This window comes from Nocardia sp. NPDC051463, assembly GCF_040681975.1.
GTDB lineage: Bacteria > Actinomycetota > Actinomycetes > Mycobacteriales > Mycobacteriaceae > Nocardia.
This window is the reverse complement of sequence record NZ_JBFBAB010000001.1, coordinates 931835-953508: the sequence shown is the minus strand read 5'-3', so window position 1 is coordinate 953508 and position 21674 is coordinate 931835. Positions and strand designations below refer to the sequence as shown.

Genomic DNA, 21674 nt, shown 5'->3' with positions numbered 1-21674 from the left:
CGTCGAGCTCCTGCCGCCACCGGACACGGTGAACCGCCGTGTCCACCGGACACGCGAACCACCGTGCGTGCGCATCATCCTCGAATATCCCCGCTCTGCCGTCGCGATTCGATGCCACCGCCGCCGCAGCGGGCCCGTGTGGGCGGCTGGCCGCCCGTCTGCGGCGGTATCCAGGCGAAACGACTCCCGGGGTATGGCGGCGGTGATCGGGCGGCTCTGGGATCGATTCGGCCATTGACAGGCGAGGTTATGGCCGTCGTTCTTTGGCGTTCCGCGTCCCCGACACGCGAAAGGCAACGCGACACGCGGAAAATTCCGAGAAAGTTCCTGGTCGGGCGGTTGCCCAGTTGCTGGGGTCGTGTGCCGTGCCACCGCAATCGCCCCGCTAACCCTGTTTGCTGCTGAAAAAGCCCTGTGTACGGGGCATTTCGGGGGTTCGGCGGTAGGATCGGCGCAGCGGACAAAGGGGCGCGCCGATCCGGTCGGGTCTGCCCCTACGACACCGGCGAATCATGCGCTGACCTGGGGGGTGGGTTCGCAATCGGCGGACGTCGTGGGTACGGTCGCTGAGACTGCCGGGTTACCGGCAGGAGTTGATGCAATGAACGATGAGACGGAGGAACCGTGGCCCTTCCCCAGCTGACTGACGAGCAGCGCGCCGCTGCTTTGGAGAAGGCGGCGGCCGCTCGCCGCGCTCGGGCGGAGCTCAAGGAGCGCCTGAAGCGTGGTGGCACCGACCTGAAGCAGGTCCTCACCGATGCCGAATCCGATGAGATTCTCGGCAAGATGAAGGTGTCGGCGCTGCTGGAAGCCCTGCCCAAGGTGGGCAAGGTCAAAGCGGCAGAGATCATGAGCGAGCTGGAGATCGCCCCCACCCGGCGTTTGCGCGGACTGGGTGACCGGCAGCGCAAGGCGCTGCTCGCCCGATTCGACTTCGCCTGACAACGAAGGTGATCGGACACACGCGGAAGGGTCGACTGGTTGTACTGGTCGGCCCCTCGGCCGTGGGCAAGTCGACTGTGGTGCGCTGCGTCCGTGAGCGGCTGCCCCACTTGGTCTTCAGTGTGTCGGCAACGACCCGGGCCCCAAGGCCCGGGGAGGTCGACGGCCGGGACTATCGGTTCGTCACCCGAGACGAGTTCGACGCCATGATCGAGGCGGGCGAACTGCTCGAGTGGGCGGACATCCACGGAGGATTACAACGTTCCGGCACCCCGGCTGGTCCGGTGCGCGAGGCAATGGCCGCCGGACTTCCCGTGCTCGTCGAGGTCGATCTCGAGGGCGCACGGTCGGTGCGCAAGGCCATGCCCGAGGCGCTGTTGGTGTTCCTCGCCCCGCCCAGTTGGGACGAATTGGTCACCAGGCTGCGGTCGCGCGGCACCGAATCGCCCGAAGTCATCGAGCGCAGGCTGGAAACCGCCAGGACCGAATTGGCGGCCTGTGACGAGTTCGACATCGTCATAGTGAACGACGAGGTGACCAGCGCGTGTGAGCAGTTGGTATCGTTGTTTGTTAGCACAAATTCGAGTTCGTGACCCCCACCCCCGCAGGAGCGCCCCTAGTGAGCAGTACGGACCTCAAGCCCGCCCCGGCATACGACACTCCGATCGGCCTGACCAACCCGCCGATCGACGAGTTGCTGGAGCGCACCTCGTCCAAGTACGCCCTGGTCATCTACGCAGCCAAGCGGGCCCGTCAGATCAACGACTACTACAACCAGCTCGGCGACGGCATCCTCGAGTACGTCGGTCCGCTGGTCGAGCCGGGTCTGCAGGAGAAGCCGCTGTCGGTCGCGATGCGCGAAATCCACTCCGATCTGCTCGAGCACGCCGAAGGCGAGTAGTTCGAGCGGACGCAGTGACCACATCTAGGCCGGAGGCGTAGTGACCACACGGATCGTCGTCGGCGTCGGCGGAGGGATCGCCGCCTACAAAGCCTGCTCGATCGTGCGCCGGTTCACCGAGACCGGCCATCAGGTTCGGGTGATCCCCACCGAGTCGGCGTTGCAGTTCGTCGGCAAGGCCACCTTCGAGGCACTGTCCGGGAACCCGGTGCACACCGGCGTGTTCGCGGACGTGCCCGAGGTTCCGCATGTGCGGCTCGGCCAGGAGGCGGACCTCGTCGTCATCGCCCCGGCGACCGCCGATCTGATGGCGCGAGCCGCGAGTGGCCGCGCCGATGATCTGTTGACCGCCACGCTGCTGACGGCCCGATGTCCGGTGGTATTCGCGCCCGCGATGCACACCGAGATGTGGGAGCATCCGGCCACCATCGCCAATGTCGCGACGCTGCGCGCCCACGGTGCGATCGTCATGGAACCGGCGTCGGGTCGCCTCACCGGCACCGACACCGGACCCGGACGGTTGCCCGAGCCCGAGGAGATCTTCGGACTCGCCACGTTGCTGCTCGAGCGCGCCGACGCGATCCCGCGTGATCTGGAGGGCCGCCGTGTGGTGATCACCGCCGGTGGCACCAGAGAACCGCTGGACCCGGTGCGTTTCCTCGGCAACCGCAGCTCCGGGAAGCAAGGCTATGCGCTGGCACGGGTCGCTGCTCAGCGCGGCGCCCATGTCACGCTGATCGCGGGCAACACGATCGAGATGGCCGCCCCGGCCGCCGTCGACCTGGTCCATGTAACGACGGCCGAGCAGCTCAAGACCGCGGTGGACAAGCACGCGGTCGGCGCCGACGCAGTGATCATGGCAGCGGCGGTAGCCGATTTCCGGCCGACCAACGTGGCCGCGGCCAAGATCAAGAAGGGTGCGGGCGAGCCGGATGTGATCGCGCTGACCAAGACCGACGACATTCTCGCCGGTTTGGTGCAGTCGCGCCGCGACGGCCAGTTGCCCGGTACCGCGATCGTCGGCTTCGCCGCCGAGACCGGTGACGAACAGGGCGATGTGCTCACCCACGCTCGGGCCAAGCTGGCCCGCAAAGGTTGCGATCTGCTGGTAGTGAATGCGGTCGGCGAGGGTAAGGCATTCGAGGTCGACACCAATGACGGCTGGCTACTCGGTGCCGACGGCACCGAACAGGCGCTCGACCACGGGTCCAAGGCGTTGCTGGCCAGCAGGGTGCTCGACGCACTCGGCCCATTGTTGCGCTGAGCCGTCGTGCGCTGTCGCGTCGGTGCGAACGATTCGTTCGAGTCTTGTCGTGGCGCCGTGAGTATGGCGGTGCCGAGGTAATCACCACCATCAGCTGGTCGGTCGGTACAGATGTTCGGGCGTGCGACGCAATGTCGGGATGAAGATCCGGCAATGTGCGTCGGTCGCCGAATAGTCTGAGACAGCTTTTGACTGCGGGCCATTGCGTTGGTGGTTTGGAATAGTCTGAGATGAAGGGTTGCGCGGTGGCGGCAGCACGTTACTGTCGCAAACCGACACGAGTAACCCGTTGAGGGAGAGGGAAGAACTGTGCGCACGTCCGGCAGCCGGCTATTCACCAGTGAGTCCGTGACCGAGGGTCATCCGGACAAGATCTGTGATGCCATCAGCGATTCCATTCTCGATGCGTTGCTCGCGGAAGACCCGCGCAGCCGGGTCGCGGTGGAAACTCTCGTGACGACCGGTCAGGTCCACGTCGCGGGTGAGGTCACCACGTCGGCATACGCGGATATTCCGCGCATTGTCCGCGAGAAGGTCCTGGAAATCGGATACGACTCGTCTGCAAAGGGTTTCGACGGAAATTCCTGTGGCGTCAATATCGCCATCGGCGCGCAGTCGCCGGATATCGCGCAGGGCGTGGACACCTCGCACGAGGCGCGCACCGTGGGTTCCGACGACGAGATCGAGCGTCAGGGCGCGGGCGATCAGGGTCTGATGTTCGGCTACGCGAACACCGATACCCCCGAGCTCATGCCGCTGCCGATCGCGCTGGCCCACCGGCTCTCGCGCAGGCTCACCGAGGTTCGCAAGTCCGGCGTGCTGCCCTACCTGCGCCCGGACGGCAAGACCCAGGTCACCATCGAATACGAGGGTGACCGGCCGGTTCGCCTCGACACGGTCGTCATCTCGACCCAGCATGCCGCGGATATCGATCTGGACAACCTTCTCGCACCCGATATCCGCGAGAAGGTCGTCGATGCGGTGGTCGCCGATCTGGACCTGCCGAGCCTGGACACCTCGAATATCCGGCTGCTGGTCAACCCCACCGGCAAGTTCGTGCTGGGCGGCCCGATGGGTGACGCCGGCCTGACCGGCCGCAAGATCATCGTCGACACCTATGGCGGCATGGCCCGCCACGGCGGCGGCGCGTTCTCCGGCAAGGATCCGTCGAAGGTCGACCGCTCGGCCGCGTACGCCATGCGCTGGGTCGCCAAGAACGTCGTTGCGGCCGGACTGGCCGACCGCGTCGAGGTTCAGGTCGCCTACGCCATCGGCAAGGCCGCTCCGGTCGGTCTGTTCGTGGAGACCTTCGGCACCGAGAAGGTCGACCCGACTCGCATCTCGAGTGCGATCACCGAGGTCTTCGACCTGCGTCCCGGTGCAATCATTCGCGACCTCGACCTGCTGCGCCCGATCTACGCACCGACCGCCGCGTATGGCCACTTCGGCCGCACCGACATCGACCTGCCATGGGAGCACACCGATCGCGCCGACAAGCTGCGCGCGGCAATCGGTCTGTAAGCCGATCCGGCCCGCGTGAACCAGCCCACGGCGGACCCCTCCGCCACTCCCACGGACGCTGTGTCCACGGGGGCACGGGCGGCACACGATTCGACAGCAGCGGGAGCACCCATCGCGCGGGTGCTCCCGCTGCTGTCGCCCGCCCATCTGGACCGCGACTTCGATTATCTCGTCCGGCCGGAGCTGGACGCCGTCGCCCAACCCGGCGTCCGAGTCCGCGTCCGTTTCGCGGGCCGCCTGGTCGACGGCTACCTCCTGGCCCGCCTCGCCCGCAGCGACCATCCCGGCAAGCTCGTCGAACTCGAACGCGTCGTCTCCCCTGAGCGAGTTCTCACTCCCGAAATCCTGAAGCTCGCCTCCGCCGTCGCCGCCCGTTACGCAGGCACCCGAGCCGACGTGTTGCGCCTGGCTATCCCGCCTCGCCACGCCCGCACCGAAACCGGTGGGTCGAAGACGCCGGCCGAACCAGTAGTGGCGCAAGAAGATTCGTTCGCGTCCGGCGATGAACAGTCGGAGCGTGCCCGGGGCGCCGATGCCGCCGCTCGGCGGGAGGGCGCCGCAGCCGCCGAGCCCCCTCCGAAGACGGACTCAGTCGCGGCCGCTGGTGCCCACCCGGTTTCGGGGGATGATAGTGGTGGAGCTACGACGGCCGCGGGCTCCCCGTTGAGCGCGGCGTCGGCTCGCACCACTGTGTCCACGAAACCTGTTGCCGCCGAATCTGTTTCATCTGCGCGGGTGCTGTCCACGGATCCGGCTGTCGCCGACGTGGATTCGGGTGTCGATCATGCGCCGGGATCCGGTCGTCACGGCGATCGCGTCGGGAAAACGTCGCCCGCTGCGGCCGTGGTGTCCACTGTCGATCCGACGCCGTGGGAGCGGTACATCCATGGGACCGCGTTCGTGGATGCGCTGGGGCAGGGGAGGGGGCCGCGGGCGGCGTGGCAGGCGTTGCCGGGGGAGGATTGGGCGCGGCGGTTGGCAGAGTTGGCTGCGGTAGTTGTCGGGCGGGGGCACAGCGCGATCCTGATGGTGCCCGATCAGCGAGATCTGGATCGGGTTCTGGCGGAATGTGTTCGGCTGGTGGGGGATTCGGCGGTCGGATTGGCAGCCGGGTTGGGACCCGCGGCCCGGTATCGGCGGTGGCTTGCGGCGTTGCGCGGGACAGCGCGGGTAGTGGTCGGCACACGGAGTGCGGTGTTCGCACCGGCGACACAGCTGGGACTGATCGCGATCTGGGACGACGGTGACGACACCTATGCCGAGCAGCGAGCGCCGTATCCGCATGCGCGCGAAGTCGCGATGCTGCGCGCGCACGAGACGGGTGCGGCCTTCATCGCAGCGGGGTTCGCGAGGACGGCGGAGATCCAGGCCGTTGTCGATTCGGGGTGGGCGCACGATCTGGTCGCGGACCGTGGGGTGGTGCGGAAATTCTCGCCGAGGATCAGCGCACCGGGGGACACCGACATGGCATTGGAGCGCGATCCGATTGCGCGGGCGGTCCGCATCCCCGGAGTGGGGTTCGCGGCCGCGCGGTCGGCGTTGAAAGAAGGTGCGGCGGTATTGGTGCAGGTGCCACGGCGCGGCTATGTGCCGTCGCTGGCCTGTGCGAAATGCCGGACGCCCGCGCGCTGCCGGCACTGCAACGGGCCACTTGCGCTGCCGGAGGTTCGCTCGCAGCACGACAACGTCGCACATAGTCCGAGCTGCCGCTGGTGCGGCATAGTCGAGGCGGCCTTCCGCTGCGCGAGCTGTGGGTCGCGGGCCTTGCGTGCGGTCGTCATCGGGGCTGTACGCACCGCGGAAGAGCTCGGTCGTGCCTTTCCCGGTGTGCCGATCCGCGGTTCCAGCGGCGGCGCGATGCTGGACACCGTCGAACCGGGCCCGCAGGTCGTGGTCGCGACGGTTGGCGCCGAACCGGTGCTGCCCGGCGGCTATGGCGTCGCGTTGCTGCTGGACGGCTGGGCGCTGCTGAGCCGGGCGGACCTGCGCGCCGCCGAGGACACACTGCGGCGGTGGATGTCCGCCGCCACCTTGGTTCGCGCGCACGGTCAGGTCATCGTGATGGCCGATCCGTCGATTCCCACCGTGCAAGCGCTGTTGCGCTGGGATCCGGTCGGCCATGCGCACGCCGAGGTGGCCGGTCGCCTCGAGGTCGGGTTCCCGCCCGCGGTCCGCATGGCTGCCATCGACGGATCCGCCGATGCGGTCGCCGAATTGCTCGCTGCCGCAAACCTTCCCGACGGTGTCGATGTTCTCGGCCCCGTCCCCCTCCCACCCGGCGCCCGTAAACCCTTTGCCGGTGACAGCCCCGCCGAAGTCGAACGCATGCTCCTGCGCGTCGATCGCACCGCAGGCGCTGCGCTGTCTCGGGCCCTGACCGCAGCCCAGGCGGTTCGCAGCACCCATCGATCCGACGCACCTCTTCGCGTCCAAATAGACCCGGTCGACATCGGCTGACCGAGGCCGACCAGGCGCGAGTCGGCTTCGGGCCGTCGGTGGCTGGCGAATTTGCCCGATGACGAGTAAACCCGCGCCCACCGAGCTGTGTTTTCCGCAGTGTGGTTGTGGCTCTTCGCCTTCGGTGGGCTCGCGCTCGGCAAAGGCATAGGCTTCGCCGTGCCGCCGGTCGGTGGCTGGGCGGTCGAGACGCTGCCCTCGGTGCCCGGCCGGCTCGAGCTGGCGATGACGATCTCGCCGGTTTGGCTGGTGCCCCTCGCCGCAGTCGTCGGTTTGCTGGCAGGGCTTACCCTGTTCGATGCCGCGCGCAAGGAGAGTCTTGCGCTCATCGTCGCCGACGACCATATCGAGTTGTCCAAGGATGAGCGGGAACAGTACATGTCGCGTGCCCAGGTCGACGCCGTCTTCCGCGAAGGCGCCGACCTGGTCGTGGTCGACCGAAACCGGTTGCGGCTGGCTCGTTTCGGCGCCGCGCGGTCGCCGACAAGAAGCCACTCACGATCGAGGAACTCGACGAGAAGCTGATTGCCCTCGGCATCGATGTCCGGGATCGCAAGGGTGAGCAGCTTGTTCGCACCGTCCAACGACCGAGTTGACAGCATTCGCCCTCGAACGCTGTCAACAGGCCGGACTACTTGAACGCGACTGCGTTTCGCCGAACCCAGTCCGCGAAGCTGTGCGGTGTGCGCCCGAGCACCTTTTCGACGTCGGGGGATACCTGCTGCTCCGCCGGAGTGGGGGCGCCGATGATGGCCAGCGTGGTCTCGACGACCGGCTCTGGCATGAACTGCATCATTTGTGCCCGCGCCTGCTCGCGCGTCTGCTCGATGAAAAGGATCGGCTCGCCGAGCGCGGCACCGAGGTCTTCGGCCCGCTGGCGCGGTGTGCTGAGGGCTGGGCCGGTCAACGTATAGATCTGCTCGGCGTGGCCGTCTTCCCGCAAAGCTGCCGCGGCGACCTCGGCGATGTCGGCCGGATCGATGACCGGCAGGCCGACTTCGCCGAATGGTGCCGCGACCGTGCGCTGGTTGCGGGCCGACTCGACCCAGGCGTACGCATTGGAGGCGAAGGCGCTGGGCCGCAGGATCGTCCACTCCAGCCCTGACTCCCGCACGGCGTGCTCGATCGATTGTCCCAACTGTCCATGGGAAGCCGACTCCGGTCGGGTGACGACGCCTTGCGAGGACAGCTGCACAACGCGCCGGATCCCGGCGGATTTCGCGAGTTCGAGAATGGCTCGCGGATCCATCAGGTGGGCGCTGGTGCCGGTGTCGTGCAGAAAGAGTGCCTTCGCACCTGCGAACGCGGGGGCGAGGGTTTCGGGCTCGGTCACATCGGCGCGCTGGTGGCGCACGCCGTCGGGCAGTGCCGGTGGCGTGATCCCGCGGGACACGGCGATCACCTGTTCGCCCGCCGCGGCGAGGGTCTGCACGAGGGTACGTCCAACATTGCCGGTTGCTCCGGTCACAACGATCACTGCCACTCCTGAGTTAGTTGACTGACTTATGCGCTGACATGAACGTAGCCGACAATCTGAAGTCTGTCTATAGTCAGTTGAATAACTAACCAATGGAAGGTGAGCGCATGACAGGTAAGCGGGAGCGGCTGGCTGCGGCGGCGGCGGAGGTGTTCTATCGACAGGGCGTCGAGAAGACGACGATCGCCGACATCGCCGCTGCCGCGGAGGTGCCGGTCGGCAATGTGTACTACTACTTCAAGACGAAGGATCAGCTGGTCCAGGCGGCGCTCGGCGCGCACGCGCGGTCGCTTCAGGATCTGATCGTTGTGCTGGAAGAATGCGAGCAGCCGCGCGATCGGTTACAGGCGCTGGTGCGGGGCTGGGTCGAACAGCGCGAGGTGGCTGCTCGGTTCGGTTGTCCCACGGGAACATTGGCCACTGAGCTCGGTAAGCGGGTCGACGGCCTCGACCGGGAGTCGGCGGCGAATATGCGTGTGCTGATCGACTGGGTCGAGCGACAATTCGCGGCGATGGGGCGCAGTGATGCGGGCGAATTGGCGGTGGCCCTGGTTGCGTCGTATCAGGGAATATCGCTGCTCACCAACACCTTCCACGACCCCGAGCTCATGCGCGCCGAGGGGCTTCGCCTCGAGCGCTGGATCGATGGACTGCAATCGTGATCGTGGACCGGTCCACAGGTGCACCTGGATGATTCGGGTGTGGCGGCGTCAGTCGTCGTCGGCGCCCGCCTGCTCGATGTCGGCGGCGGCTCGCGCCCATGACCGGGTCGCGCGATCGCGATCGTCGCCCATGCCGACGAGCAGGTCGAGCATCGTCGCCTCGAGAGCGTGGGCGACGGTCGGTCCGTCGGGCCCGAGGTAGCCGGCAAGTTCGAGCATCACCATGCCGTGGGTCAACCCCCAGACCCGGTGGGCTATCTCGGTCGCGGGACCGATGCGAATCCGCTCGGCGGCGATGATTCGCTCGACCGTTCGGATCAATCCGTCGAAACCGGTGTCGCCGACCGGCCGGGGGGGCCGACCGGCCGAGGTTGTCGGCTTCGGGCCCGGTTTGGGGGTCGTGGCCAGCCGGAACATCAATCGATAGCGCTGCGGACTTGCCAGTGCGTACTGCCGATAGGCGTGGCCGATGCGGAAGAGGTCCGCCACCGGGTCGTCGCTGGCGGGCGCGGCCGCCAGTGCCGCGCCGAAGCGGGCGAGTGCTTCTGCGACGATCGCTTCCAGCAGCCGGTGCATACCGCCGAAATGGGTGTACACGGCCATCGTGGAGGCGCCGATTTCGGCGCCGATACGGCGCGCCTGTAGCGCCTCGGTGCCGCCTTCTTCGAGCAGTCGCAGGCTCGCTTCGATGATTTTTTGACGTGGGTCCGGATCTGCTTCGCGCCGACTGCCGTCCATAGCTGCGTTAATCTACTGTGGATAACGTTGTTATGAATCGACCTCGCAACGCCGTGTTCCGGCGGGCCATCATGGGGCCGGGCGTTGGGTGCGGCGCGGTTCCGCCGCCTGCCCGAGGGGCGCGCATCGAATGGGCGTGCGGTCTCTTCTCTATCCGTCCGGTTGGTTTGTGCCTGCCTTCACTCTTGTCGGCGATGCATTGTCGATATATCGTCGATATTATGAATCGAACGCGAAAGCCTGAGGAGGCAATCATGGAAAGCAGGGAACAACGAGACTTCGGACGGCGTGGCCGATGGAACCGGCCAGGGGCAGAGGGGTGCGGACCTGAGCGACATCAGCATCGTCACGGCGGACGGCACGGCTTCGGACCCGAGTTCGGCCCTGGCTTCGGGCCCGGTTTCGGACCGCACTTCGGACGTGGGCGCGGCCGGGGTGGCCGAGGTCGTCGCGGCGACGTGCGCGCGGCTGTGCTGCTGCTGCTCACTGAGCGGCCGATGCACGGATACGAACTCATCCAGCAAATCAGGGAGCGTAGCGACGACGTCTGGCGGCCGAGTCCGGGGTCCATCTACCCCGCGCTTGCACAGTTGGAAGACGAGGGTCTGGTGCTCATCGAGAAGGTGGCGGGTCGCAAGACCGCGAAACTCACCGAAATCGGCACCGAGTACGTCGCGGCGAATCGTGATGAACTCGGCGACCCATGGGCAGACATCAAGGAAGACGTCGGCGCGCAGGCCATCGATCTGCGTGGGCTTGTCGGTCAGTTGATGGGTGCGGTCGGGCAGGTCGCGGCGGCGGGCACTCCCGCGCAGGCGACCAAGGCGGCCGCGGTGCTCACCGAGGCGCGTAAGGCCTTATACCGCATCCTCGCCGAAGATGAAAGCCCTGAGAAGTCATAGCCTTCACTGCCTAACAGAAGCGTGAAACACCCCTTCCCAGCGCGCATTTCACCCCCTTTCGGGTGGATCATTGTGAGATGGAACAGGCAGGTGGATTGTGGGGTTGGGGTTGTTCACAATTGTGTCGTGTCGTGCTGGTCGGCGCGCTGGCCGGAGCTGTCATCGTCGGCTCCGGCGTGGCATCTACGGCCGCGAAGGCTGAACCCGCGGGCTATCGGCCTGCGGACGTGCCCACCGAACCCGGTCCGCCGCAACGGGATCACCTGGCCGCCGCGACGTATCTGAAGACCCATCCGAACGCGGTTCCCGCAGGTACCAACGATTTCGGCTGTGCTCCGACCGCCGCCCACCCGCGGCCGGTGGTGCTCGCGCACGGCACCGATTCCACCGCATACTCCGACTGGTCGGCCATCGCGCCGCAGCTCACCGCGGCAGGCTTCTGCGTCTTCGCGCTCAACTACGGCGGCAAGCCGGGTGCGGAAAGCTACGGGACCGAGGATCTGTGGTTGGGCGCGCACCAGATCGGCGCGTTTATCGAGGATGTGCTTGCCGCCACCGGAGCGACGCAGGTCGATCTCGTCGGGTTCTCCCAGGGCGCCAACGTGACTCGTCTCTATGTCAACAAGCTCGGCGGCGCGCCGAGGGTCGGCCAGTGGGTCGGCATCGCGTCCCCGAGCTACGGCGGGGTGATGTACGGATTGGCGCCGGTCGCGCAGGCGATTCCCGGCGCGCTGCAGGCATTTCAGCTGGTGACGTCGCTGGCGGCGGTGGAACAGGCGCAGGGCTCGCCGCTCATGGTCGAACTCAATGCCGGTGGTGACACGGTCCCCGGGGTTCAGTACACGACCATCGGCAGCCGGGTCGACGAGATGATCCAACCCTTCGAGAACATCGCTCTGCACGGTCCTGGCGCGCGCAATATCGCACTACAGGACCTGTGTGCCGCCGACCTGACCGGTCACTTCCATATGGTCTACGACCCGTTCGTACAGCAACTGCTGCTCACCGTGCTGGATCCGGCACACGCTGCCGCGCCGACCTGCGCAACCGTGGCCCTCGGCACCGGCATACCCGAAGTGATCATCGCCGGAAACTCCTGATCGCAGCGCGAACGGCGCCCCGCCGGGCAGGGTGGGGCGCCGGGCCACGTGGTCGGCAGACAGCTCACGGGCCTGCCGGGGGGCTGGGCGCGGGCTCAGCGGGTCGGCCAGTATTCATGAGGCGCCGTATCGTCCGCCTGCTCGCCGAATTCGCCCACGTTGGTGACACCGAGGTGGAGGAGAAGTCCCATTGCCACGATGCTGACGATGGTGATCAGTGGGGTCAGCAGCTGCAATGCTCCGGCACCAGAGGGCGGGGGCATGTGCATCCCATGGTGTGCGCGCATGGCGGCCATGCCGGTGTAGTGCATACCGCACACCGCGACCCCCATGATCAGGGCGGCGCCGCCAGTGGCGAACCATCCGCGCACATGCAGGGTGAACCACAGTGCCGCGGTCGCCGCGACCACCGCGATGGCGATCGATAGCGCGACTATGCGCATGTCGTAGTCGATGATTGCGTCGGAATTCATCGCGTACATGCCCGAGTAGTGCATTGTCCCCACACCTAGGCCGGTAACCGTGCCGCCGCCCATCAGTGCGGACGCCCGGTTGGGTCGCCGGTTCACGATCGACAGTCCGATCCACACCACCACCATCGCGATGATCGCGCTGAGCAATGTGATCGGCACGTTGTACCGGATCGACGCTCCGTTGATCGAGAAGCCGAGCATCGCGATGAAATGCATGACCCAGATCCCGGTGCCGCCGAGCGCGACCGCCGCGGCGACAAGCCAGCCTGGGTGTCCGGCGCCGATCCGGGACCGGGCTACGCATCGTAGGCCCAGCAATGAACCGACGACCGACATGACGTAGGCGAGGACCGGCGTAACCAGTCCATAGCTGAAGTGATGAATTTCCAGCACACGAACTCCAATGCCAGAAGAGTGCTTCGATAGCGGCAGCAGCTGCAACTGGGAGGCTACCCTGGGTAGCAAATAAAAAGGAAGTTGTTCCTCTAAAAGGAAAGTAAAGTTCAGCACCCGGCCTGATGAGGGTTGGGCGCGGCTGGCGACTCGGTGGCTGACCACGTCCACTGCTCGGGCAAACCGTGTGCTTCCACGGTAACGACGGCGCTGCCACCCGAGTGCCCGAAGGAGATCGCCTCGTGTCTGGTGCAGGCTGAACGGCCTACGCAACAAGCAGTCGTCGGGCGTAGGAAGTGGTTCAGCTCGGCGCGGACCCGATGTCGACGCTCATTCGACGAACAGCGCTATCGAGGCCGTGAATCCGTGCAGCGCGTTGCGGCCCGCGATGGGGCCGATCTCGCCGGCGGCCGAGAAACCCGCAAGTGGAATGCCGCCGAGGAGGTCATCGATCGTTGCGGCGTCATGATCGGCGACCCCGAACATTCGCCTGCCGCGTCCGTTACACGTGAACAGCAACGCACCGGCCGGACGCCCGGGCAGATCCGAACTGGCCTGCACGAGGGCCGCACGCAGATCTTTGTCCGCCCCGACCGCATCGCGGACCTGGAACTGTACGGTCGTGCCGACCTCGACCACCTCGCCGACCTCGATCGCGCCGCTCGACGGGTCGGCGCCGAGGATGCCCCGGATCAGGAAATCGCCCTGCCCTGGCGCTGCGAGATGCTCGTCGACCACGATTCCGATCTGCAGGCCGTGCGTCAGCAGCTCTAGCTGATCGGGTGGCAGCACCGTGACGATCTCCCGCAACCGTTCGCTCGGCGGCCGACCGCCGAGTTCGGTGATCAGAGCGCCACGCGCGCCGGTGACGATATACGGGTACCCGATCGGCCGACATCCCTGCGAAACGATCGGCACCCCGCGCAGCCCGGGAAGTCGAACACCAACCGCGCCGGAGGCCACCACCTCGCGGTCTCGAAACAGCCTGCTGCCTGCTGGGCCCTGCATACCGCTCACCAGCCCACCCATCACGACGGTGCCGGGCAGATCGGCGTTCAGATGTTCGAGTAGTACATCGATCGGGAACGAGTACGGGTCCGACAACAGCAAATGGAAGTCGCCTACGGCCTGGTCGAAGCGGTGGCCGGCGAGCAGCCCGCCGGTCGTTGTGCGGATGCACTCCAGCTGGAACGTCTCAGCGGCGGCGGGTAAGCCGGATGCCAGCCACAGTGCCACCGAGGGCTCGTTCTCCATCTCGCGGCGGCCCGCCACCACACTCTGCGCCACGCATCCGACCAGCGCGGGCACCCGGACTGACTGGTGGACACCGGCGAGCACGGCCGAAGCCTCGTCGGTGTATGCCCGGGACGTGAGCAGCACGGCAAGCGACAGCGTCTCGCCCGCGAGCTGATCGAGTGCGTGCGCCGCAGCCTCCGCACCCGCCTGCCGCGCCTCGGGTGCGGTAGAAAGCCCGACTGCGATCCGCACCCTTCCATCGTAGCCAAACTACGGACCCGTAGGTATTGTTGCCGCACAACATATCTCAGCCGAACCCACGGGAGTACAGCCATCCGTGCTCCGCTGCCGCACCCGGTTCCATCCGCGAAATCACCGGATGGGTTCAGTCGCTGTCCGGATATATCGGCGAGAGGGGTTGTGTTCGAGGGTCAACTTTCGCCGACGCCGAGTGCGGTCAGCAGTGTCAGGATCACAGTTGTCACGGCGAATACGCCGTGCCCGGCGACGACCGCGATCGGGAAGTGTTGTTCGGCTGGTGCTGGTGCCGGTGCATCCGCGGCTGAACGCGCCCGGTAGACAGGCAGCCAGCGCACCAGCATGGCGAATCCGAGCAGGGCTACCGGGACCAGCAGGGCGAACGCAATCCAGGCGAGCGCGGTCTTGTCGATGACGAGGTAGACGATCCACACAACCAGTCCGGCCACCGCGAGCAGGAAGTGGCCGAACACGACCGGTGGCGGCAGGTGGGTGGTAGTGGGCTGGCGTGCACCTCCCTTGGCGATCCAGGTGCCGAGCAGCACGAAGCCACCGACGGCCGTGAGCAACCAGGTGATCAGAGCCGCGATACCCATGACATGCTCCTGACGGTTGATTGAAGGGAGTGGACTCAGAGAAATCCGGCGGCCTGGTCGGTCTCTGCGGCGACCCGGACGCCGTAGTGGTAGGCGAGCTTTCCGCCGAGGTAGCCGGACACGGCGAGTGCCGCGAGGCTCGCCACCGACAACAGCAGCGGGCCTAGTGCGACGGCGCCTTCTGGTCCTGTCTCGGCCCGGCGCCAGAGGAAATCGAGCGCGAAGGCGACGGTCACGGCGAGATTGACACACATGTGCAGCAGACCGGTCCGGAATGCCGGCGTGTGGGTGGGGATGGTGAGCAGATCGAGAAGTCCGATCGATGCTGCGGCCAGTGCCCCGAGCACTCCGATCGCGATCAGCCATTGGGCGCCCTTGGCGAGGAACTGCGGATCTTCGACGACATGGGAAGCAATGTCGAACACGATGCTCGCCACCCAGGCGCCGATCGGCACAGTCACCAGGATCGGATGGAACGGGTGTCCGTATGGTCCGGCCAGCCAGGGGCTCACCGGGCGTTTGGCCTGCTGCGGATCACTGGTCACGGCAACCTCCCAACTGTGCCCAATCGGTTCGGGGGCACCCACAGCACGTGGTCGGAAAGACAGGTTTGGACGTCGGCGTCGATTCGACGGCGATCAGTCGGCATCACAAGGCTCAGTCGGTCCATGCGGCAACAACGAAACGCGAGGGTCGGGGCGAAATGTCTGCGCAGTCAGTATGACAGCACCCTGGCGTGATCGAAGCGTGCGTCGACCCGCAAGCCCACGTTGGGCAGTTCGGGATGAATCGAGATTCCTCGCCGATCCTGGCCTGGTCGATCTGCAAGCTTCGGAACAAACGATAGGGGCAGTGCCGCGCTCACACCGCTCAACTGAGCTTCGACGCTTCTCCGGGTGTCCTGGATGCCGCGCAGTCGTTCTTTGATCTTGTCCTGCGGCAAGGTTCCGTCGGCGGCCAAGTCGTGATGAGCTGGTCCTGCTCGCCGTCGATTTCCCGGAGCTTCATGGTCAAGCTCTCGTGCATGGCTTGGCCACCCCGACGGTTATACCGCTCTGAATCTATTGCAGTACTACGGAACCGATCGTGAGGTTGTTGCGTCACTACATGTAGCAGGATGCCGGGGCTCGATCGCTCTCGGCGAGCGGTCGCGGCGGAAGGACGGGGAGTTGACCATGATCGACATAGGCAAGGGGGGCCCCAGCCCGTCCGGTCTTGCGCCTGCCGGTTACACGACCGACACAGGAATCAGCCGACGAATCTGCCGGCCCTCCATAGCGCGCATGACACCGCCCGCTGTCGGCCTGGAACCACGCGTTGCTGATCATTTCGAGAGAGTCTCAGGCACCCATCCGATGAGCGCGATGCCACAGGCGGCGGCACTGTGTTGCCGGCAGCAGACAAGCATCGACCACCAGATGATGGGTCGAGCGGCGTGGTGACTTCTTCGAGGGTGTCAACGCAACTGAGTCCGGGTGCTGGGGAGGACACCTCACTCACAGTCTTCGCACATCAGAGTCTCCATGAGTACCTGGACACCGCCAACGGGATGTGGACGACGATATTCGCTCGCTTGTTTCGGATCGAGTTCGCTGACTATGACGAACTGGTCTCGCGCCCTGACGTTTCGGGTGCCCCGATCATGCTTCCTGTCAACGCTGAGTACCAGGCTGAGAGCCTGCGCTCTATCCGGTCCCGGCATGCCGTCGGGCTGATTGTCGCGGTAACCAATGACGTGACAGGTCATTCCACCTACTTCGCGATCCGATCCGGGGCCGACTTTGTGATCAACGTCGCGATACCGGGTGAGAGACAGGCCGAAATAGTCTGTGCGCAAATGTACGAGCACACGCGGCCGGCCTCGAGAACTTCTCGGCAGGCAATGCTGGGAGCGGTTACCCAGGCGCCGTCCGACAAGCGGGCCCGCTCTCCGAAGTTCGGTGAATTGTCCTCGCCCGAGGAACCGTCTCCGCGCAGTACCGACACGTCACGAAAGGTGCTGAGCGAGTCCGATGTTCGGCTACTGGGGATGCTGCGAAGCGCGATGACCGTTGCCGAGATCGCGCGTCTCAACTACATGTCGGAACGATCCATGTATCGGCGCATCCGCAATCTGTACGACACGGTGGGCGTGGAAGGCCGATCCCAGCTGAGGAGGTCTGCGACCGCGGACCACCTAGCCACGCTGTCCGACCTTGCCCATCTGACCGGTGTTCCCCGGTGATGACGGATCGAGCCAACAGAGCGCAGTGCGGTCACGTCGGACTTTCGTACCCTGTTCCTATCCTGGGCACGATGCCGGCGAATGAGCAGACACCCCAGTTTGCCGCGGCCGCACTGGCCGCCGACACGCACGCGCCACGCAGTGAACCGTGCCGTGTCAAACGGCTACGAACTCGTTGACGACCGACAGCCGGAGGAGAAATATGGCCACGACCGCAGCATGCCAGGGGCCTGACGCTCGCCCCAGGCCGGACCAGCCCAGCTTGTGGGGCGTCACCGCCACCGAACTGTCCAGGATTCGTCGCGGCTTTATCGGCTGGTTCGCGATTCTGGTGCCCATCGTCCTCACCGCCCCGCTCTACCCGATGTCGTTGGCCTCGCCGGAGGGAAAGTCAGGCCATGCCTGGACTGTGTTTCGGGATGTTGTCCTCGAAGGTTGGGGTGTCCTGATCCCGATGACGGCCGCTCTGTATGCCGCGCTCTCCGTTCGAGCGGACCAGGATGCCTGGCGGCTGCTGTTCTCCTACGCGGTGCCACGGACCCGCTTCCTGCTCGGCAAGTACATCGCGCTGGCCGTGTTGTCCGCGGTTTCGACCGCGCTGCTCGCGCTGCTGCTGTGCGCTGGTGCCGCGCTGAGCGGACGGCTCGGCACCAGCGTCGCCACCATCGTTGCCGCGTCCTTCCTGCCGTGGCTGGCCGGATTAGGTTGTGCCGCAGTGGCTCTGGTCGTATCGATGGCGTGGGGTCTCGGCCCGACCATCGCGATCGGCGTCGTCGGAATGATGAGCGGCATGCTCATCGCGGACAAGAGTTGGTGGATGGCAGTGCCGTTCGCCTGGCCGATGCGTGTCATCCTTCCGTTGGCCGAGATCGGCCCCAACGGTGTTCCACTGCCCGCAGACAGCCCGGTGCGCGATCACGGCGTCATCCTGCCGGCCATCGCGATGTCGATCGGGCTGGCGGCGCTGGTCCTCGCGCTCGGCGCGGTCCACATCAAACGCAAGGAGATCTGAAGTGTTTGCGTTGGAAGTGTCCGGGCTACATAAGCACTACCGAAATCACCGCGCCCTCGACGGCGTCGATCTGTCGGTGCGCTCGGGAGAGGTCTACGGGCTGCTGGGCCCAAATGGTGCGGGCAAGTCCACGGTGATGAAGACCGTGCTCGGCCTGCAACGGCCGCCCGACGGCGAGATCCGCCTGTTCGGCCAACCATACGACCAGGCTCAGCTCGTCGACGTCGGCGCGCTGATCGAGACGCCGGGACTGTGGCCGAAGCTGGATGCGATGACCCATCTGCGAATTCACGCGCGACTGCGCGGCGTGCCTGAAGCGTGGATCGACGACACCCTCGCCGTTGTGCAGCTGACGGAGGTCCGAGACCGCAAGGTACAGGCATTCTCGCTCGGCATGCGGTGGCGGCTCGGCATCGCCATCGCGCTGCTGGCGCGGCCGAAGCTCTTACTGCTCGACGAGCCGACCAATGGACTCGATCCAGTCGGTATCCGGGAGATGCGGGGCATCATCCGGGCACTGGCCGCCAACGGGACGACTGTCTTCATCTCCAGCCATCAGCTTTCGGAGATCGCGCAGGTATGCGACCGCGTCGCGGTGCTGGTCGCGGGCAAGACCCGCTACGAGGGCACGCTGGCCGGCATCGCGGGCGACGGTGATCTCGAGACGGGGTTCTTCCGCATCCTCGAATCGTGTGGTTCACAGATCCGCTGAAGCAGCAGCTCGCAGTGCCGAGTAAGGGCGATCCGAAGATCCGCTTCGGATCCGTCCGCACTCTCGGTCGCGAAACCGAAACCACCGTCGGCCTGCTGCTGGGCGATCGAGAATCCGATCGCTCGCGCAGGGACAGGACGCCGGGCCAGTCCAAGTTCGGCGCAGCCGCGCAGGAGCGTTGCCGGTGCATCGAGGTCGAAGCGTCGAATCGCGAGCACGAGAGGGGATTCCAGCACCGTGGCCCACTCCGCCACCGGCGCCGACGAGCGGGCCACGGCGTCGAGATCGCGCCAGCGCAGCGGATCGGCGCAGAGCATGTTTGTTGGTTCCAGCGTCGACTAACCCTGTTCCCGCGGTTGATGTTTCGATACCCGATCGTCGATGGGGGTCGAGGTGGTGGCGGCTGGCCACTTTCTCGCTGCGGCCAGTGCTCGGCCGGACAGCGTGGGGCGGTCTGGGGTGAATTCATCCGGCACGTTGGTGCTCTCGTTTCGCCGCCGCCATTGCCGCGACCAGGTTTGGCAGTCGATGGCAGCGGGACGGGGGTCAACTCGAGGCAGAGGAGCGGTCGGTTCTCCAGCGGTGCGGCTGCCGAAGCCCATTCCCTGGCAGATCACTGCCAGGAATATCGTCGACGACGAAATCGGCCTGTACTTGTCCACTGGGAAGGCCCGGTCCAGCAGGACCGGGCCTTCGTTGTTTCTGCTCGCGTAGGCTTTCCGGACTCCGGCCGATGGTCCGTGCGCTAGTTCAAATATGTTCAACTGGGTCAACATTGAACTTCGAGACGCTGTCGGCTGCTTGCCTCATCGGGGTCGTTCAGCCCCGGAGATCTAAAGTTCGAACTGAGTCGAATTGTGAACTTCACATTGTGATTCGACGGCAACCGACGTGCGACAAGGTATATGGGACGACTGGAGGATGGATGGCGAAGGGGGGAGTGAGCGGCCTCGGGGGCAGGCTGAGTCGGCGTGCTGTCCTTGCCTCGGCCCTGGCCGCAACCTGGCTGGTAGGGGACGCTTCGTCGGACAGCGTCGGGCGGGGGGGTCAACGGAACCCGGTGAATGCGGCGCGGGATCCGGCTCATACCGACGTGTTGTTCGTTGGTGCGCATCCGGACGATGAATCGAGCAACCTGTCTACCTTCGGACAGTGGCACGAAGACTTGGGCTGGAGCACCGGCGTCGTCACCGTCACGCGCGGTGAGGGTGGCGGCAATGCCGTCGGACTGGAAGAAGGCCCGGAGTTGGGTCTGATCCGGGAGATGGAGGAACGCAAGGCGACCGCCTTCGCTGGGGTCGAGAACATCTACTACCTCGACAAGCCGGACTTCTGGTACACCCTCTCCGCGCCGCTGACCGCACGCATTTGGGGCGAGCAGGACACCATGGCGCGGCTGGTGCGGCTGGTGCGGCTGACCACGCCGCACACGATCGTGGTGATGGACCCCCGGCCGTTCAACCAGCATGGTGGCCACCAACTCTCGGCACGTCTCGGTATCGAGGCGTTCCGACTGGCGGGGGATCCACTGGCGTATCCCGAGCAGATCACCGATGAAGGGCTGACGCCGTGGCATCCCAGCAGGCTTCTTGCCCAGAACTACGGGTTCGACTCTTTGCTCGGGCCGGACGCACCCGAACAACGACGCACCGATCCCGACACCGGTTTGCCGGTCATCGGCGTGTGGTCCGGCGCTCGCTCACGCGAACACAACACGACCTGGGCGCAGGTCGAGCGCGACGCGACGCGGCTTTATCTGACACAAGGTTTCGCTGCGATGCCTGCGCAAGTGTCGTCGGACCCGGGGCAGCTCGGTTCCGATTGGTTCACGGTGCTGGCCGCGGACGGTCGGTTCGTCCAGGCGGCCGTGCACCGACAAACTGGATTGAAGCCGCTGTACGCCGAGTTCCGTGACTGGGCGGACCGCGTCGGGTTGCCGTGGTTGGCCAATCGGGTCCAACCGAACTATCCACCGAATCCGAGCACCACGATCCCGGCCGTTGCGGCCGCCCCTATCCTCAATGGCGTCGAGGGACCCGGGGAGTATCCCGGGCCGGAACTGCCGCTCGCCGTCTGGGAGGGTGGCGGCGGATGCGCGGCGACAGCGAAGCTGGCTAGGCACGACGACGACCTGTACGTGCTGGTCAACGTCACCGACGACCGAAAGGGCGCCGAACTTCCGGCCGACGACATCAAGCGGCATTGGCGCACCGACTCGATCGAGATCGCCCTCGACCCACGCGGGGACTCCGACGACACCTCGACCACCTTCAAGACCGGCATTCTGCCGTACACAGCAGGCCGAGGTGGCCCAGCTGCCGAGCGCGACGCCGACAATCATCAGGGCGAGGCGGGCGATGCGATGCCGGGGATGCAGGTGGCCGCGATGGTCACCGAGCCGTACCGGGGGTACTCGATCGAGGTGAAGATCCCGCTCACCGGGCTTCCCGCAGCGGTTGATTCCACCGAGTTCGCGATGAACATCCTCGTCTACGACTCCGACACCGACGACAAGACCGGTCAGATCCGTCTGGCCTGGTCGCCATTCGGCAGCGCGCAGGCAGACCCGTACGTGTGGGGTAATGCCACACTCGTCGGCTATCGACCGCCAGCGGACCCCCCGACGACCGAGGCGTCGCCCGCCATTCCGCAGACCGCCGCGTGTAGCGCCGACTCGTCCGCGTCGCTGGCCCAGGCCAGACGGACCGGAGTGCCGATCGCGGGCAGCCCGCGTCCCGGACTCGTACGCTAGCTCGCGCCTGCGTGCCGATACCAGGTTCTGTCGGAGCCACAGGCATGTCAGGAA

The 21674-nt window shown here is 66.1% G+C and carries 21 protein-coding genes; 14 read left to right on the top strand and 7 right to left on the bottom strand.

Annotation, left to right across the window (positions count from 1 at the left end; all coding sequences use genetic code 11):
• Positions 1–624: 624 nt before the first annotated feature.
• The 7 genes from mihF to AB0M74_RS04290 all read left to right on the top strand — a co-directional run bounded on the left by mihF (position 625) and on the right by AB0M74_RS04290 (position 7610).
• Positions 625–942 (top strand): integration host factor, actinobacterial type, encoded by a 318-nt coding sequence (gene mihF, locus AB0M74_RS04320; protein ID WP_040692163.1) that lies wholly within the window; start codon positions 625–627, stop codon positions 940–942.
• An 8-nt stretch (positions 943–950) separates the two neighbouring features.
• Complete coding sequence (gene gmk / locus AB0M74_RS04315) at positions 951–1535, top strand: guanylate kinase (RefSeq protein ID WP_364901481.1); 585 nt, start codon at positions 951–953, stop codon at positions 1533–1535.
• A gap of 26 nt (positions 1536–1561) precedes the next feature.
• Positions 1562–1843, top strand: a complete 282-nt coding sequence (gene rpoZ / locus AB0M74_RS04310; RefSeq protein ID WP_364901479.1) for a DNA-directed RNA polymerase subunit omega — start codon at positions 1562–1564, stop codon at positions 1841–1843.
• 40 nt (positions 1844–1883) lie between these two features.
• Positions 1884–3107 carry a bifunctional phosphopantothenoylcysteine decarboxylase/phosphopantothenate--cysteine ligase CoaBC gene (gene coaBC, locus AB0M74_RS04305; protein ID WP_328403065.1) on the top strand — a complete coding sequence of 408 codons (1224 nt, stop codon included), beginning with the start codon at positions 1884–1886 and terminating at the stop codon, positions 3105–3107.
• Positions 3108–3416: 309 nt separating this feature from the next.
• A complete protein-coding gene (gene metK, locus AB0M74_RS04300) occupies positions 3417–4628 on the top strand; it encodes a methionine adenosyltransferase (protein ID WP_364901476.1) in 1212 nt (403 codons plus the stop codon).
• 60 nt (positions 4629–4688) lie between these two features.
• Positions 4689–7085, top strand: coding sequence for a primosomal protein N' (locus AB0M74_RS04295; protein WP_364901474.1), 2397 nt, complete (start codon positions 4689–4691; stop codon positions 7083–7085).
• Between the two features lie 87 nt (positions 7086–7172).
• A complete protein-coding gene (locus AB0M74_RS04290; protein ID WP_364901472.1) occupies positions 7173–7610 on the top strand; it encodes a hypothetical protein in 438 nt (145 codons plus the stop codon).
• A gap of 106 nt (positions 7611–7716) precedes the next feature.
• Here AB0M74_RS04290 and AB0M74_RS04285 read toward each other — a convergent pair whose 3' ends face one another.
• Positions 7717–8562, bottom strand: a complete 846-nt coding sequence (locus AB0M74_RS04285; protein WP_364901470.1) for an NAD(P)H-binding protein — start codon at positions 8560–8562, stop codon at positions 7717–7719.
• 107 nt (positions 8563–8669) lie between these two features.
• Between AB0M74_RS04285 and AB0M74_RS04280 the strand changes: the two genes are divergently transcribed.
• Positions 8670–9224 carry a TetR/AcrR family transcriptional regulator gene (locus AB0M74_RS04280; RefSeq protein WP_364901468.1) on the top strand — a complete coding sequence of 185 codons (555 nt, stop codon included), beginning with the start codon at positions 8670–8672 and terminating at the stop codon, positions 9222–9224.
• A gap of 48 nt (positions 9225–9272) precedes the next feature.
• Here AB0M74_RS04280 and AB0M74_RS04275 read toward each other — a convergent pair whose 3' ends face one another.
• A complete protein-coding gene (locus AB0M74_RS04275) occupies positions 9273–9962 on the bottom strand; it encodes a TetR/AcrR family transcriptional regulator (RefSeq protein ID WP_364901467.1) in 690 nt (229 codons plus the stop codon).
• Between the two features lie 254 nt (positions 9963–10216).
• Here AB0M74_RS04275 and AB0M74_RS04270 point away from each other — a divergent pair, with 254 nt between their 5' ends.
• On the top strand, positions 10217–10864 hold the full coding sequence (locus AB0M74_RS04270; RefSeq protein WP_364901465.1) for a PadR family transcriptional regulator: 648 nt from the start codon (positions 10217–10219) through the stop codon (positions 10862–10864).
• 77 nt (positions 10865–10941) lie between these two features.
• Positions 10942–11964: an alpha/beta fold hydrolase gene (locus tag AB0M74_RS04265; protein WP_364901463.1), complete on the top strand. Its 1023-nt coding sequence runs from the start codon at positions 10942–10944 to the stop codon at positions 11962–11964.
• 95 nt (positions 11965–12059) lie between these two features.
• On the opposite strand, the gene AB0M74_RS04260 is transcribed toward AB0M74_RS04265, so the two are convergent.
• The 5 genes from AB0M74_RS04260 to AB0M74_RS04240 all read right to left on the bottom strand — a co-directional run bounded on the left by AB0M74_RS04260 (position 12060) and on the right by AB0M74_RS04240 (position 15881).
• Positions 12060–12830, bottom strand: a complete 771-nt coding sequence (locus tag AB0M74_RS04260) for an MHYT domain-containing protein (protein ID WP_364901461.1) — start codon at positions 12828–12830, stop codon at positions 12060–12062.
• A 330-nt stretch (positions 12831–13160) separates the two neighbouring features.
• Positions 13161–14318 carry an FIST N-terminal domain-containing protein gene (locus AB0M74_RS04255; RefSeq protein ID WP_364901459.1) on the bottom strand — a complete coding sequence of 386 codons (1158 nt, stop codon included), beginning with the start codon at positions 14316–14318 and terminating at the stop codon, positions 13161–13163.
• Between the two features lie 179 nt (positions 14319–14497).
• Positions 14498–14920: a hypothetical protein gene (locus AB0M74_RS04250; protein WP_364901457.1), complete on the bottom strand. Its 423-nt coding sequence runs from the start codon at positions 14918–14920 to the stop codon at positions 14498–14500.
• Positions 14921–14955: 35 nt separating this feature from the next.
• Positions 14956–15465, bottom strand: a complete 510-nt coding sequence (locus AB0M74_RS04245; RefSeq protein WP_364901455.1) for a DUF2231 domain-containing protein — start codon at positions 15463–15465, stop codon at positions 14956–14958.
• A gap of 170 nt (positions 15466–15635) precedes the next feature.
• Positions 15636–15881: a hypothetical protein gene (locus AB0M74_RS04240; RefSeq protein ID WP_364901453.1), complete on the bottom strand. Its 246-nt coding sequence runs from the start codon at positions 15879–15881 to the stop codon at positions 15636–15638.
• A 921-nt stretch (positions 15882–16802) separates the two neighbouring features.
• Here AB0M74_RS04240 and AB0M74_RS04235 point away from each other — a divergent pair.
• The 4 genes from AB0M74_RS04235 to AB0M74_RS04220 all read left to right on the top strand — a co-directional run bounded on the left by AB0M74_RS04235 (position 16803) and on the right by AB0M74_RS04220 (position 21620).
• Positions 16803–17144 (top strand): hypothetical protein, encoded by a 342-nt coding sequence (locus AB0M74_RS04235; protein ID WP_364901451.1) that lies wholly within the window; start codon positions 16803–16805, stop codon positions 17142–17144.
• Positions 17145–17346: 202 nt separating this feature from the next.
• A complete protein-coding gene (locus tag AB0M74_RS04230) occupies positions 17347–18156 on the top strand; it encodes an ABC transporter permease (protein ID WP_364901449.1) in 810 nt (269 codons plus the stop codon).
• 1 nt (position 18157) lies between these two features.
• Positions 18158–18868, top strand: a complete 711-nt coding sequence (locus AB0M74_RS04225) for an ATP-binding cassette domain-containing protein (protein WP_364901447.1) — start codon at positions 18158–18160, stop codon at positions 18866–18868.
• Between the two features lie 925 nt (positions 18869–19793).
• Positions 19794–21620 (top strand): sugar-binding protein, encoded by a 1827-nt coding sequence (locus AB0M74_RS04220; RefSeq protein WP_364901445.1) that lies wholly within the window; start codon positions 19794–19796, stop codon positions 21618–21620.
• Positions 21621–21674 lie beyond the last annotated feature (54 nt).